Genomic DNA, 14,212 nt, shown 5'->3' on the forward strand with positions numbered 1-14,212 from the left:
GTATTGGCGCGAGATGACCGGAACGAAAAACGAAGTAGCCCGTCGGCGACGTGTGATTGCTACGTTCGAACGGACAGCCGCGGCGCATCTCTGGTGTCAATAAAACATCGTTTGACAAAGGCGACACACCGTCGAATCCGTGGATCTTACGCGCCCAAATCCTCGAGGTGCGCCGGTTGGCCGTGCGACACGAGCGATTGCGGCCTTCAATAGACAGGATTCCCGTTCAGTGCTCCAGTGGAGTCCAACGTCCGTCGCGGTGAGTCACCCGCGAGTATGTGCACGCAACTTCCGACCGAGCCTCGGAGAGCGACGTGTGGCAAAAAAGCTCGTCTCGCTGCGTCGGATAAGTCGGATAAAGGCGTCATCGTTTTCATGTTGCATTGAAACGATAGTTGCTTGCTTCGCCGTCAAGGAGAAATCACTTGAAGTGCAGGTAGATCGTCTGCATAGTGCCCTCGCCTCTCGTTCCCGGGAGCGCAAAACGGAGGAGCACGCGCCGTTGAAAGCCAAACGATCCAGCCGAAAGGCCTGGCTACCAGGAGTCGCCGAGCATCGCTTTAGCTGCTCGGTTCGTCCAATCGCGCCTTGCCACGCGGGTGGACAAGTGTCCGGGCGACTGTCTGAGCAAGTGTCCGGGCACGTGTCTGGGCAACTGTCTGGGCAAGTGTCTCGGCAAATGTCTGGGCAAATGCCGGGGCGACTGTCTGAGCGTGCGCCTGGGCACGTGCGCCCGCAAACTTTTGTACACGTGCGCGCGCGAGTACCCGCGCAAATGAACGATCGAAGGCGGATGTCCGGCATCGAGAGTTCATTTGGAGTATTTTTGATCCAATTGCCTGCGGCGATGCTTTCCATGGGTAAGGGCCCATGGCGTTCGTTTTCAATAGCCGACCCTATCAGCCGGTTGGGTCGATGGGTCGAACTTGGTTTTTCAGTGGGGCGCGTATGGGCACTGTCACTCCAGCCGTGACGCGTTCCCATGAGTGTCCGGGCGACGCCAGCGACGCCGCTGCGGATTTTTCGGGCGATACGTTCAAGGTGGGGGCCCGCGTCCTCCAGCACTTTCTCTTGGAAGAGCTGCTCGATCGACGCGATGGCTGGAGCCTCTTTCTTGCCGATAACGAAGCGCGGTCCGATTTGGTGCTCTTGGCAATCGCCATATCGGCCGATGCACTTGCCAAGTGTTTGGAAGGGCCGGCACATGGCGCCATTGTCAGTCAAACCGAGGTTGGCTGCTGGCATGTGGCCGAAGTGGCGCTCGATGAAGCGCACCTGTGGCTTTATCGCGAGAAGCTCCTTCGTACACCGAAGCCTACGATTCATCCAACCTTACGGTCTGCGAGCCGGCCCATGGAGCGGCAGTTGGCAGATGGGGTCGTTTTCAATGGCCGCTATCAAATTGGAAAATTGCTCGGCCGCGGCGGAATGGGGGAGGTGTATTGCGCCGAGGATAGAACCTTTCAACGGCGGGTCGCCGTCAAAGTGGTGCGCGTCGATACGTCCTCGGAGTCCGGGGATCACGAGCAAGCAAAACGGCGCCTCCTGAACGAGGCGCGCGTGGTGTCCGCCCTCAAGCATCCCCATATCGTCGAAATTTACGATGCGGGGGAGTGCGACGGGCTTCCTTACTTGGCGCTCGAGCTCTGTGGCGACGGGAGCAATCTTCGAAATGTGATGAAAGGGGACGCGAGCGAGAAGGACCGAATGCTGTGGCTTTGCCAAATCGCCGAGGCGCTCGCCTACGCCCACGAGCACGGGATCGTGCACCGCGACGTCAAGCCGGAGAACGTGCTCCTCACGAACGACAAAAGCGTGAAGGTCGCCGACTTCGGGATCGCGAAAGCACTTCGAAGCGAGCGCCCACAAGAGGATACGACCTTCGGCATCGTGGGAACCCCGCGCTACATGGCCCCGGAACAGCTCATTGGCCGCCGTCCGGACGCGCGCGTCGATCAATTCGCCTGGGGCGTCGTGGCCTACGAGCTCCTCACCGGTGTCCACCCGCACGAGAAGGAGCTCGCCCTCCTTCGCTCGGGAGACTCCACCACCATTGCGCCGGCACTACCTCCGCACCTTCGTCGCGTATTGACGAGGGCCACGGCGGCCAACCCCGCGGCGCGATATCCAAACTTCCGTAAGTTGCTCATGGATCTTCATCGTCCACCCCGCGCCGTCGATTACCGATGGATCGCGGTGGGGTTTGCATTGCTCGCGGGCATCGGTGCCCTGGGCTATTCGGCTTCGCGATCGACGAAATCGGATCATGGATCGGTGGCACCCCCACCGCCCTCCAGTTTGCTACCGGTCTCCGCGGCCCTCCACGGATCGGAGGCGGATGGTTTGCTCGAGCAAGGTATCCAGCTCTGGGCGGACGGGTCGAGCGGCCGCGCGCGCGCGCTGTTCGCACGGGTCGCCGCGCGCGAGCCGAATCATGCGCGGGCGCACCTCCTTGCGCTCATGGCCTCCGAGCGCATCGACGTGTCGATGCTCGACGTCGCACGCGCGGCGTTCGCGCTTCGCGCTCAGCTCGGGCCACCGGAGGCGGCGCTCCTGGATGCGCTGCGTCCGCTCATCGACGAGCCCCCCGACGTGGCGACGAGCACGCGGCGGATCGAGGAGCTGGGGCAGCAGTACCCGAACGATCGACTCGTCCGGCTCGCGCGCGCGCAACACGATCTTCGAGCCCGTGAGCCCCGGCGCGCGCTCGACCTCGCGGCCAGCATGGGAAGCTCGCCCGCGGGATTCTGGTTGGGGGCGGCCGCCCGGCTCCAGCTCGGCGAGGTCGTGGAAGGGCGAAAGCTCCTCGAGCAGTGCATCGAGTCGTCTCCGAGCGCGATCGATTGCCTCGAGTGGCTGACCATCCTCGAGGCGAACGACGGGCGCTGCGAGGTCGCCGAAAAGACCGCGCGGAAGTTGATTGTAAGGGATACGACCAATCCGCTTCCGTACACCTTGCTCGCTTATGTGGTGCTCGCACGAACGCAGTCCATCGACGCCACGCGAGGTATTCTCCAGGCACGAATCGAACGCGCGCCGCCCGAGCAGCGGCGGGAGCTCGAAGCCAGCCTCGAGCATCTCCTGCACCTGTACGAGGGGGACTTCGCCGCCGCATATCGTGATTTGAGCGTATGGCAGTCGTCCTCTGCGGAGTCGTCCGATGCATTTCGCCGCGGGTTCTCGTTCATCGTTCGCATCGAGCTCGATCTCGAGCTGGGGCGCGTCGAGGAAGCTCGGCGCGCCGCGAGCGAATTTGCTCATCGAAGCGAGGCTTGGCTCACGAACGATGTCTTGGACACGCGTATCGAGACCGCACGACTTCTCTATGCCACGAAGCAGATCTCACGATCGGAATTTCGCGTCGCGCGCGCCGAGGCCGCCGCAAAGCAGATCGAGCGCGGTGCTTACCTCTCTTCTCCCGGAAATTGGTGGTTCGACGACTACGTTCAGGGCGCGCTCGACGCGACGGACGCTGCCGAAGCCATTGCGGCCATGCCCGCCGACCCAGTCATCGACCTTCTCGTGCGCGACGCGGGCGTGGACGCTCGACTGGGACACGTCTACCTCCTCGCCGGCCGCCTCGATGACGCTATCGTACTTTTGAAGCGCGCCGCCTCCTCGTGCACCATTCTCGAGAAGCCCCTGGACTACGTGCATGGTCTTCTCTGGCTCGGGGAAGCGCTCGAGAAAAAAGGTAATCACGCCGAAGCTTGCAATATGTATGCGAAAGTCGTCGAACGGTGGGGTCGCGAGCCCCGCAGCATCACCGTTCGACGTGCCCGGGCATTGCTCTCACCCTGCCCATGATCCGCGGTCTCTCGAACCCGTGGGCCGCGCTCGATGATCGAGGAAGAAAACGATGAACCGATATCAATCCCCCACGCGGCGATCGCCGCTCCCACTCTCATGACCGAATACGAAGCCAAAGGCGGCGAGCCCGAATCGACTCCTCCCCACGCCGACGAGCCGTCGAAGCCCGTCGAAGAAAATGAGCAAGGACGCAAAAGCGATGGCGTACTCGCGGATGGTGACCCCGATCCACCGAGTGAAAAGGAATATCGCATACGCCGTACCGCGATCGACCCCGAGGGCGAACCGAGCGACGTGATTGGAATGGTCAGGCCCGAGAAACCCGACGATGGCGAGGAGGATCCGCACGACCCCGACGAAGAGGCGACGCCCACGCCGCGGGCACCTCCGCTCACGCCGCGCGAGTGGCTCGCCCCATTTCCAGAGCGAGCCTCGGAGCTCCTGGAGCGGCGCCCCGAGCTCTTTCATCCGACCGCCGTCCGCATCGCCGGCGTCCGCAGCATTTTGCCGTCTTGGATCATCGACGACATCCTCGCCCAAGCTCAGGACGAGGTGATCGCCTGGTTCCAGACGCGGGAAGGTTTCCACCAGACCGCCAAGATCCGGCCTTCGGCCGCGGCGGCGTTCTATTCCAACGGGATCACCATGCTGGTCCAAAGAATCCCCCGCCTCCGCGCGCTCGCCGAGGAGATCGCGCGCGTGCTCGGGTTCCCGGCCACCCAGGTCGAGTGCAACTTGTTTTGCAATCAGCCTGGGGCCACCACCCAAGGTCATTTCGACTCCGTCGATACGTTGACGGTGCAGATCACCGGAAACAAAGTCTGGCGGATCGCCCCCAACGCGCACGCGCCGCTCCCCACCGACACCTGGGTGCCCCCGCGCCTCGCCACCCACGAGCTGCGCCTGTATGCGCACGAACAATTGCCATCGAAGATGCCTGGCGAGAAGGCGGAGATCCACGCGCTCGAGCCCGGGGCGATGCTCTATCTTCCTCGCGGGTACTGGCACGAGACCTATTCGATGGCCGAGTCGGTATCGCTTCATATTCACCTCTTTCCGTGCACGTGGGCCGACGCCGTCTTGAAGACGCTTCGGTCGCATCTCCTTCGTGACGAGGGGTGGCGCGCGACCGCGTATCCGCTTTTGGGCCTCGAGCGCGCCGGGGACTGGGATACGCAAACAGCTCTTCATTCCCTCCGCGATGCCGTTGGCCGTCTGACGGCCGACGACGTGCAGCGCCCGCCAAAATGGACACCCACCCCCGAAGACCGCGTCGTTCCCCGCGCCCGCGGATCCATGGGCGTGGTGGCCTCCGCCGAGGATTATCAATCGGTGCGATTGGGCGCCGAGGAGTTCGGCTTCGAGCACGCCACCATGGTCGATATGCCAGCTCCCCATGTGGCGGCGACGTTGCTGCTCGCGCGCAGTCGAGAGTCCCTCTCGGCGTCGGATCTCGCCGCGCGCGTGCCCAGCCTTTCGCAGGACGCCGCGCTCGGGCTCGTGCGCCTGCTTTGCGACGTAGGCTATGCACGGAAGGCCCCTCCGTGCGCCGAAGGATGACGCATCATGCCGCTCACCGCCCGGTCGCGATTTTTCAATGAGCTTCTGCCCTTCATCCGCGCGGGGGTGCGCCGGGCGCGCTTGCAACCGTGCTACGCGGACGATGCGATTCAACAAACCTTGGGTGCGCTCGCCCCGCACGTCGAGGAGTTGATGGCCATGGAGGAGTCGAAGCGCATGGGCTACGTCTTTCTCACGGCCGCCCGCAAAGCGATGGCGCTCCGCCGGCGGGTGGGGCTGGAGCAAGCGCGCGCCAGCGACACAGAGGTGGAAGAATGGGATTGCGAGGTCTCGTTCCAAGGGCAAACGCCCGAGCGCCTCTTGAGCGCCGCCCAGGGCGCAAAGAGGGCCGAGCGCGTGCTCGATACCTTGGGCGCCCACGACCGCGATCTGGTGTTGGCCGTCGGCGACGACGGATTGTCCGAGCGCGAAGCCGCCCGCAAGCTGGGGATGTCGCGGGGCAGCGTGGCATACCGACTCCGGCTCGCGCGCGACGCGCTCGCTCGGGCGTGGCTCGGCACCACGTCCTGGCGCGGACGCGGGCCGCGCTGAAAAGGCGCTACGCGCCGGGGCGTTTGCCCTTCATCCAAGACGTCGTCCCGAACCAGGCGCGCGCGAGCGCTTCACGGGCACGGCGAAGGCGGTATGCCACGTTCCCTCTGGATATGCCGAACGCCTGCGCCGCCTCGCGCTCCGAGAAATCGCCCTCTCCGACGGCCTCCATGATGCGACGGTCCTGCGTGGTGAACTCTCCGAATACTTGCTTTGCTTTTTCCGCGCCCTCGGCGGCCTGCATCACTTGCTCGGGGGTCACGCTCCTTCGCGCGATCGCGCGATCCCACGCTTGCACCTCTTCGTCCGTACCACGCGCATTTTGGAGGCCGATGCGCTTCCGCAGCGCCATCGCTGTGCGCGAGGCGACCACGTAGGCATACGCGGTGCTCTCGCGCTCGGGCATCGCCGAGAGCCGCTCCAGATGCGGTATCAGCGCGACCAGGCTTTGCTGAAGAGCGTCATCGGCGTGCGTGGCCTGCAGGCGCGCCGCGCGTACGCCCGCGCGGAGCGACGGGAGCAGCTGATGGACGATGTGCGAGCGTGCGGTGAGCGGCATGAGATCCCCTTGGCCAATGCGATTATCCACCGTGAACGAACCTCGGCGCCATCGGTTCACCATCCGTGACGCCGCATGAGATCTTGGACCATGAGCGTGCGGGCGCGGAGCCCCGTATGAAAAGGGTTGGTGTCCTCCATCCCAGGTACCAAGGCTCGCACGACATGCGCGGGGGAGGTCTCCTGACGGGATAAATCCCAGTACAGGACGCGCTCGAAGCCCGCGGCCGTGAGCCGCTGCAAAATGAACTCGAGATCCTCGCGCGCGCTCGGGGCGACCTTTCCCCGCACGTCGGTGAGGGGCTTTTTCGGCACATACGGACGAATCCAATAAGCATCCCCGCGGGAGAGCGGACGCGGACGCTCGTGCCGCCCGAGACTCCGGGCCTTGATGCCGAAGTCTTCGCGCGCCCCCGAGATGGCCGTAATGCGCCCCTGCACGGCTTCGAGCAAGGCCCCGTTCAGGGCGACTTCGGCGTTCGGGTGCGTGCAAGCGCCTGCGGCGTATTTTTCGTCCAGCCCGTGCAGCGCCGCGGGGCGGAAGATGCGCGCCGAAAAGGTCGGCACGCCGACTTCGCCCGTGACATCCATCACCCGCGCTTCGTACCCGGCGCGACGAATGCCGTCGAGGAGGCGCTGCGTCGAATCCGGACAGCGGAGCAGGTCGATGTACGTGAATGGCCAGCGGCTTCGTTCCGGGAGATGTCCGGGGTTGCTTATGGCTTGCTCCGCGAGCTTCATGGCGTGCCGCTCGATGCGCTCGCAGAGGGCGTGCACGAGCGCCTCGGTGATCGTGAAGCCCGATGCCAGACCGTTGCTACTGAAGATCTTCGCGCCGCGGCGCGGGGAGTAGAGCACGTCGTTTCGAACGCGGCGCATCGATACGAGCGCTGTGGGGACGAGAATCGGTTCGCCGGCGACCAGATCGTCCGCCCACGACCACGCGATGGGAGAGGTCGCCGAATAGCTCGAATCGAAGGGCAGGGCGCACTGCCGCGGATCGATGGCGCTCGCGGGCTCGAGCCTGCAAAAAGGTGTGTCAATGGCGGTATCGGGCGTGAAACGCTCTTGGCAGTACTTCTCGAGCTCCTCCATCAGGGCGCCCGTAATGGCCCTTTCGATCGATTCACCCTTCCCGCTGCCAATCGTCGACGACCACTCCGAAGCTCGGTAGGCCGCGCCAACGTGCAATCCAAAGCGCTCGAGCTCGCCCAGCTGCGCGACCCGGGTGACCCCGATGATCCGGCCGAGCTTTTGCGCGATCGCCGCCGCCTCGGTGTCCGCGATCGAACGCGATGCGCTCCCCGTCGCGCGGGGAGCCCGAGGCCACGAGGTCATGGGCGCGCGCGCCTTGCCTGCGGCGCTGCGTCCCTGTTCGAGCGTCTCCAGGAGCGCGACGCCAACGCGACGCGCCGAGGCGATGAGCTCGACGATGGGCCGAGCATCCGCTTCGCACATGCCGGATTCGTCGAGCAGGCCCTCCCACGCCATCTCGGATCGTTCGCAAAGGAGCGCGCGCTTGGCCTCTTGCAACTCCGAGTCGGTCGGAGGGGATGCCGGCTCGGGCGCGGCTTGCGCGAGCACCCGCAGGGCGCCCAGGCGCATGACCTCGCGTTTGAGCGCCAGGTCGGTCATGAGAAGGTCGATTTTCATCGCCCGCATGAAGCTCTCGGGTTGCGATGTGGCAACCGCGTGCAACTTCTTACGAACCAGGCGCTCGTTTTGCAACTGCGCTTGGATATCGTCGAAGCCGATTCCCAGGTCGTTGAGCGTAACGTGCACCTCCTCGGGCGTGTTCCAGCCCCATTCGGTCATGGTCGCGCCGAAGAGCTCTTGAACGGACTGGAGCTGCAACCCGCCGCGAGGATGGACATCGGTCGGTTCATCGATGCGCGCGCGTGCAAACACGCGGCGCGCGTGGAGATCGAGTTTTCCCGTTACGGCCAGGAACGTGACGAGCTCCGCCCATTGGATCGGCTCCCCGAACTCCCATACGAACAGGGCGGCGTCCGCGGGGGCCGTGGTCGAAACGCGCGCCGACTCGAAATGGTCGCGATGTTCGTCATGGCGCTCGCGTGTCGCGTATCCGCGATCCCAATGGGGATCGGCCCCGAGCTCGAGGAGCCTCTCGAGCAACGTCTGCGCATCTTCGCGCTTCAAGTCGATGGACCTCAGCGCAGCGATGAGCTGGCCGGCATCCTCGAGGTGCGCGAGCCCCGCCTCGTGCAAGATGTTTGGATATGTGCGCTCGGAAAAGTGGAGGGCCGACGCGGTTTCGATGATTCGCGCGCCCTTTTGCGGATCGAGCGTTCCTGCGCGCACGAGGCCGTCGACGGCAAAGCGAACGTTCGCGAGCGGCTCCGTCAACGCCGCGCCCGTAGCGGCATCGAGCCGGATTGCCACCTCGTCATCGCGCTGAATCGAACCGCTTCGATACAGCTCGTAGATGCGGCCTACGCCGATCATCTCGTGCACTTCGGCTGCCCGGAGCGCCCCCATGCTCGAAGAGCCCACCACCCGAACGCCGCGCGCGATGGCCATTCGAATCTCCCGCGTCGTCACGGCATATTCCCGGTCGAAGACGCCGTCGATGATCGCGACGAGCGAGGGGTCCCTCATGTCCATCATATCCCCTCGGCGGATGGGCGGGCGGACCTCCGCCGATGGAATCAATTCGCGGACGCGCGCGGGAGGAAACGAGGCGCCGGTGAACACGACGACGCGCGGCACCGGCATCGCTCGAACGACCGAAATGTTGCGGCGGATCGTAAAAGGCGTATTGTTCGCGATTGTCAACTTCGGTTCATCGAAGTCCGCTCGTACGAAATTAGCTCGCATGAATGATGCACTCGCTCGGATCTTCTCCGGCGCGCAGCGCGCTGCGAACGCGTAGGTGCTTGATCCCGAGCTCGAGGACATCGCGATCGAGCCGGAGGAGCTCGTCGGACGAGCTGGCCCTCCGTTGCGCCGGGGGAAAAGTGGGCCTTGTCGCATTGGTTTTCGTACCCATGACGGATCCTTCTTTATTCTTCTATTTTAGTTGGTTTGAAATAAGTGCGCTGCTCGCGCAACCGAAAATCGATTTTGCCCGTCGCTCACCGGCTCATTGGCGGTGCAGCTTTTGGCACGAAAGCTCTTTCATGCGCTTGACGGAGAATCGCAGGGAGGTGCTCCGCGGGTTCTTCGCCAGCAGATCGCGCACCGCTGCATATTGTGTGCACGCGCTCGCGACGTCGCCCGCGGCATCTCGCATTTTTGCCAAGACGAATTGAGCGCGGACATACGCGATGGGAGAATACGCCAAACAGTCTTTGGCCGCCGCCTCGGCATGGCGAAGCGCATCGTCCGTGCGCCCCGCGCGCATCAACTCCAGCGCGGCGCGCAGGAAGTGTTCGGGTGACTGCCCCATCAATAACCAGTCTTCGGCGTCCTCGCCAGGGGCGAGCGGCGGATCCATCTCGGCGCCCACCAGCGGGAGGCCGGCGAAGCCGCCGAGCCAGGTCTCGACGGGCGAGCGGCGGCGGTGACGAACCCATTCGTCTCGGAATGCCCGGTACTCGTTGGTGTCGATGCCGCCGGTCAGGTAGGCCAGTCGCGCGAGCTCGATGCCCACGTCCACGATCTCGTCGCCCGTCCAGGCGTGGTGCTCTCGCAGCCCCTTTCGCGCGAGCTCGCGAGCCTCCTCCGTGTAATCGAGCTCCCGTAAGAGCTCGATCAGCTCCACCAGGGCATCTCCGCGATACCGTCCGCTGTTCGTCGTCTCGACTTCTTCGTTCCACTTTCGAACGAATCGAAGTGCGGTCGCGAGATCGCCGCTCACGGTCGCCATTCGATACTCGTCGGCGAGGCGACCTGCCTCGCGCGTCGGGTCGAAGGTGAGCGCATCGAACGGGTAGAGCCGCTCCCGCTCTTCGAAGGCCGCCCGTGCAGCGACCGCATCGTTCGTGGACGTCAAAAGGACGTTCGCGAGGTCGAACTGCGCGCGGGCACTGTGAGGCATCACGGCCGTAAGATGACGAAACTCGCTTTGCGCCTCCCGACATGCTCCTTGCGCGGCGAGCAAAAGCCCTCTGCGCATCAAGCAATCGGCCGAATCGGGGGAGGCCGCGAGACACCGGCGGAACCGCTCGATCGCGGCCGACGGATCCCGCCGGCGAATCTGCACCATGGCGGCCAAAAGCTCGTTACCGGGGATGGGATTCGGCTCGAGGGCGGCCGTCTGGTCCACCGCTGCGAGCGCCGCATCGTAGCGACCGAGGCGAAAGAGCGCGTGCCCCTGGATGATTCGAACATCGAGATCGGCGGGCCTTCGTTCTGCGAGCGCGGTCGCGCGACGGAGCACCTCCTCGAAGTCCGGCGGATCGGCGACCGTCGGTTCCAGCGCGTCCAGCAGCTGGCGTTCCCGGTCGCCGAGGTTTGCCCGCAGCTCACGCGCGCGGCGGAAGTGCTCGCGCCGCTTGGGAAAGGTGTGACTCGCCGCGAGCAAATAGTAAAGGCTCGCAGAAGCACACTCCGGGTCGACCTTGGTCACCTCTTCGAATCGCGACGCCGCGGCCCATTGCGAAGCATCCCGCCAAAGCTGCAAGCCCGCGGAGAGATGGTGACGCGCGGCGGGGCTGCACCGTCCGACGATTTCAGCGTCCGTTTTCTCCGCGTTGAAGGCGCGATCGACGTTCGCGTCGACCGCGGGCTGCACCTGCCCCTCGCCCCGTCCCATCGAGCTCGCGAGAGCACCGCCGGCGATGGCGACCGCCGCCGTCACCCCGATGGCCGCGAACCACCCCCTGCGCCGAGGAGGCTTACGTAAGTCCCCGAGCAGCGCACCAAAGTCCGCATAGCGCGCCCGCGGATCGTTGGCCATCGCGCGCTCGATCACGCGGCGGAGAGTCGTAGGCAGCCGGGGCGTGTCGAGGATGGAGCCGAGCGCCTCTTTCTCGAGCTCACTCGACCGCGGGTGCAATCCGGTCAGCAACTCGCAAGCGACCAGTCCCCACGCGAACTGATCGACCCGCGCATCGATCTTGCCGCCGAAGAGCTGCTCCGGCGCCATGTAGCGCGGGGTCCCCACGATGCCAACCGTGGTATTCTCCCGCGCTCGGTCGCCTCTCAGCGCTTTGGCAATGCCAAAATCGGCGACCTTCGCCGTGCCCGCGGCCGTGAGGAGCACATTTTCCGGTTTGACGTCGCGGTGAATGACCCCTTGCGCATGCGCATAGGCGAGGGCCTCCGCGGTCTCCGTGAGCCAACGCAAGCGATCGGCCTCGCGAGGCTCGCCGGCCATGGCCTTCCGGAGGCTGCCTCCGTCGCAAAGCTCGAGGACCAGGTAAGGCACCCCCATGCTCTCGCCTGCGTCGTAGACTTCCACGATGTGAGGATGCTTGAGCGCGGAGGCCACCCGCGCTTCGTTCAGCAGGCGTCGCTTCGCCGCCTCGCGATCCGCCGTGCCTTCGGAGGGATCGACCCGAACGACTTTGACCGCGACAGCCCGCTCGAACGTGCGATCGTACGCGCGATACACATCACCGGTGCCGCCGTGGCCCAAGGTGCCGTCGATCCGGTATCGCTCCGCAAAGAGGGTGCCCTCCGCGAGGCGATCCGCGGGAGAGGCTTGGTACGGAGGCTGCGGCTTCTCCGTCAGCGCGGTCGGCGCGAGGAGCCTTTCGGCGAAGTGATGAAGGTGCGACTCTTCGAGTTGGATCTCCGCGATATGCCAGCTTTCGAATGTTGTCTTATTGACGATCGTACCGGCAGCGGGCCCATCCAAGCAATGGGCGAGTGCGTGAGCTGATTTGGCGACGACGAGGAGGACGAGCTCGGAGAGGTTCTCATCGTCGGCCAGATAGAGCGCCGCGCTCTCGCGACAGTCGAGCACTTGCTCGATCCGAAGGCGGCCCAAAATGCGGCTCCCGAGCTTCAGGGGCTCGAATGAGCCGTGGACCGTTGGCTCGCCAGGTCGCGGGTCGATCGGTTCGCTCGTCACCGGCGTCGTGGTGCTAACCGGGAGTTTCTCTTTCACGAAACTCCCCCAGCGCACACGCTGCGCGGGCCAACACGGAGTCGCACGTCGTCTTCGATGGCAAGTCGGAACGTAGGATACGTCCAGCATGGTTCGCAACTGCAAAGGGCAAAGCGGGCAAACTGGATCGAGAGCAGAAACGAATCTCGTCTCGAGAAGAGCTCCGCACCTGCCTCCGAGGCAGAGCATGCCATCGGGCGCTCGGTCGTAAGGTCTCCAGGTGCCATCATGAATGAGAATCGACCGCCGCGTTTACCGGGTTTCCACATGTTTCCACGAGCGCACGGACACCCGAGGAAACCGGGAGGCGCCCAATCGCGCCCGCCTTGTCCCGGGACATTGTTTAATTGACATCATCGATGCCCCAAGCACGAAGCCTCGAAACGCTCGTCCAAATTTATTTCTGGCCTCTTCGATCCAGTGCCTGTTCGGAGTTCTTTCCTTGAACATGAACTGCACGAACACTCCCGAGGGGCCCGCGAACGCTCGAGGACAAGGTCGACGGAGGCGCCGGTATTCTCCCCCGGCTCAGTTAGCTCAGCTGCGCACCGTTCGTGCAGGTTGGACGAGCTAGGACCCCTCTTTCGACTCCTTGACCAAGGGTGAGCTGCATCACGCCACCTGCGAGACGGCAGGTGGCGGCGCATGCGCGACATCGTCGCGCACCGGTGGTCCGCGCGGCCCGCGACGCGGGCCATTCGACGAGGACCGCCGCAGGGCGTTTACCACATTTAGCACCAAATTCATATCAGGTCTTTTCGTGGAAGGCTCATCGTAAATCAACGAGGAACGAACGATTATGAAATATAGAACATCAGTGTCGCTTGGCATTTTCGCAATGCTGGCAGCAGCATGTACCGCGCAGACGTCGAATTCGAACGGCGCGACCGGCGAAACCTTCGAGCCGCCCTCCTCCGAATCTTCTGCTGCGTCCCTGTCCTCCTCCGTCATGTGCAATCACTGCGATCCGAACGATCCGATCTATAGGCCGAACATCGACGGCGCGGACAATCGCTGCAGGACCAACAAGATCGCTTGCGGCCAACCTCAGATCGATTTCAACAACCGAATGAAGACGCTCGGGTGCCTCGATCAGACGGAGGTCAATATCCTGAACAGCAAGGGGCTCACGGCCGGATGCCCGCTCAACGGTGAAGGCTACGCCGTCTTCGAGTACAGCTGCAATTGCGGTTGCTTTGCCCCGGATACCGCGCTAGCAGTCGAGGATTCGAACGGGTGGAGCACGGCCACCGCCCACGATGTCGCGCAAAATCCCGGCGACTACCGCTTGATGACCGTCGACGACGGCGCGAGCCTGCAGAGCCTTCGGTTCCAGAGCCGAGCTATCGTGAATACGAGCATCGGGCCCGAGGCGAACTTGCTTCATATCAACCTCGAGGACGGGCGCATGCTCGCGGTAACCGCGAAGCACGGTATCGTCCTTCGCTCCGGAAAGGTCGTGCGCGCCGTCGACGTTCGCGGGGGCGACGAGTTGGTCGATGTCTCGGGAAATACGGTGCACGTCCGAAACGTCGACACCGTTCGACACGGCGGGCGCGTCTACAACGTCGAGGCTGGCTCCTCGAGCAAAGAAGGGCACATGATCGTCGCCGAGGGCCTTCTGGTGGGGGATCTGGCATGGCAGAATGCGCTCGAGTCGGAGTTGGCCGACGTATCGGCTCGTTCCGGCGATTGACGAGATAGTCCGGCGTGGTG

9 protein-coding genes are annotated in these 14,212 nt (G+C 64.3%); 4 read left to right on the forward strand and 5 right to left on the reverse strand.

Going from position 1 to position 14,212, the window contains the following annotated elements; all coding sequences use genetic code 11:
- The first annotated feature begins 969 nt into the window (after positions 1 to 969).
- The 3 genes from LZC94_03155 (at position 970) to LZC94_03165 (ending at position 5,922) form a co-directional block, all read left to right on the forward strand.
- A complete protein-coding gene (locus LZC94_03155; protein ID WXB16277.1) occupies positions 970 to 3,807 on the forward strand; it encodes a protein kinase in 2,838 nt (945 codons plus the stop codon).
- Between the two features lie 99 nt (positions 3,808 to 3,906).
- Entirely contained in the window at positions 3,907 to 5,370 is a 1,464-nt protein-coding gene (locus LZC94_03160; protein ID WXB16278.1) for a cupin-like domain-containing protein, read from the forward strand.
- A 6-nt stretch (positions 5,371 to 5,376) separates the two neighbouring features.
- Positions 5,377 to 5,922 (forward strand): sigma-70 family RNA polymerase sigma factor, encoded by a 546-nt coding sequence (locus tag LZC94_03165; protein WXB16279.1) that lies wholly within the window; start codon positions 5,377 to 5,379, stop codon positions 5,920 to 5,922.
- A 7-nt stretch (positions 5,923 to 5,929) separates the two neighbouring features.
- Here the strand turns inward: LZC94_03165 and LZC94_03170 are convergent, their stop codons facing one another.
- The 5 genes from LZC94_03170 to LZC94_03190 all read right to left on the reverse strand — a co-directional run bounded on the left by LZC94_03170 (position 5,930) and on the right by LZC94_03190 (position 13,447).
- Positions 5,930 to 6,511 (reverse strand): sigma-70 family RNA polymerase sigma factor, encoded by a 582-nt coding sequence (locus LZC94_03170; GenBank protein WXB16280.1) that lies wholly within the window; start codon positions 6,509 to 6,511, stop codon positions 5,930 to 5,932.
- Positions 6,512 to 6,537: 26 nt separating this feature from the next.
- The gene (locus tag LZC94_03175; protein ID WXB16281.1) at positions 6,538 to 9,099 is read right to left on the reverse strand and encodes a YcaO-like family protein; all 2,562 of its coding nucleotides are present in this window, start codon (positions 9,097 to 9,099) and stop codon (positions 6,538 to 6,540) included.
- Between the two features lie 208 nt (positions 9,100 to 9,307).
- Positions 9,308 to 9,490 (reverse strand): hypothetical protein, encoded by a 183-nt coding sequence (locus tag LZC94_03180; protein WXB16282.1) that lies wholly within the window; start codon positions 9,488 to 9,490, stop codon positions 9,308 to 9,310.
- 93 nt (positions 9,491 to 9,583) lie between these two features.
- Positions 9,584 to 12,460: a serine/threonine-protein kinase gene (locus LZC94_03185; protein ID WXB16283.1), complete on the reverse strand. Its 2,877-nt coding sequence runs from the start codon at positions 12,458 to 12,460 to the stop codon at positions 9,584 to 9,586.
- 648 nt (positions 12,461 to 13,108) lie between these two features.
- A complete protein-coding gene (locus tag LZC94_03190; GenBank protein WXB16284.1) occupies positions 13,109 to 13,447 on the reverse strand; it encodes a hypothetical protein in 339 nt (112 codons plus the stop codon).
- A 118-nt stretch (positions 13,448 to 13,565) separates the two neighbouring features.
- Here LZC94_03190 and LZC94_03195 point away from each other — a divergent pair, with 118 nt between their 5' ends.
- Positions 13,566 to 14,192 carry a hypothetical protein gene (locus LZC94_03195; GenBank protein ID WXB16285.1) on the forward strand — a complete coding sequence of 209 codons (627 nt, stop codon included), beginning with the start codon at positions 13,566 to 13,568 and terminating at the stop codon, positions 14,190 to 14,192.
- Positions 14,193 to 14,212 lie beyond the last annotated feature (20 nt).

This window comes from Sorangiineae bacterium MSr11954 (assembly GCA_037157815.1).
GTDB classification, from domain to species: Bacteria; Myxococcota_A; Polyangia; order Polyangiales; family Polyangiaceae; genus Pendulispora; species Pendulispora albinea.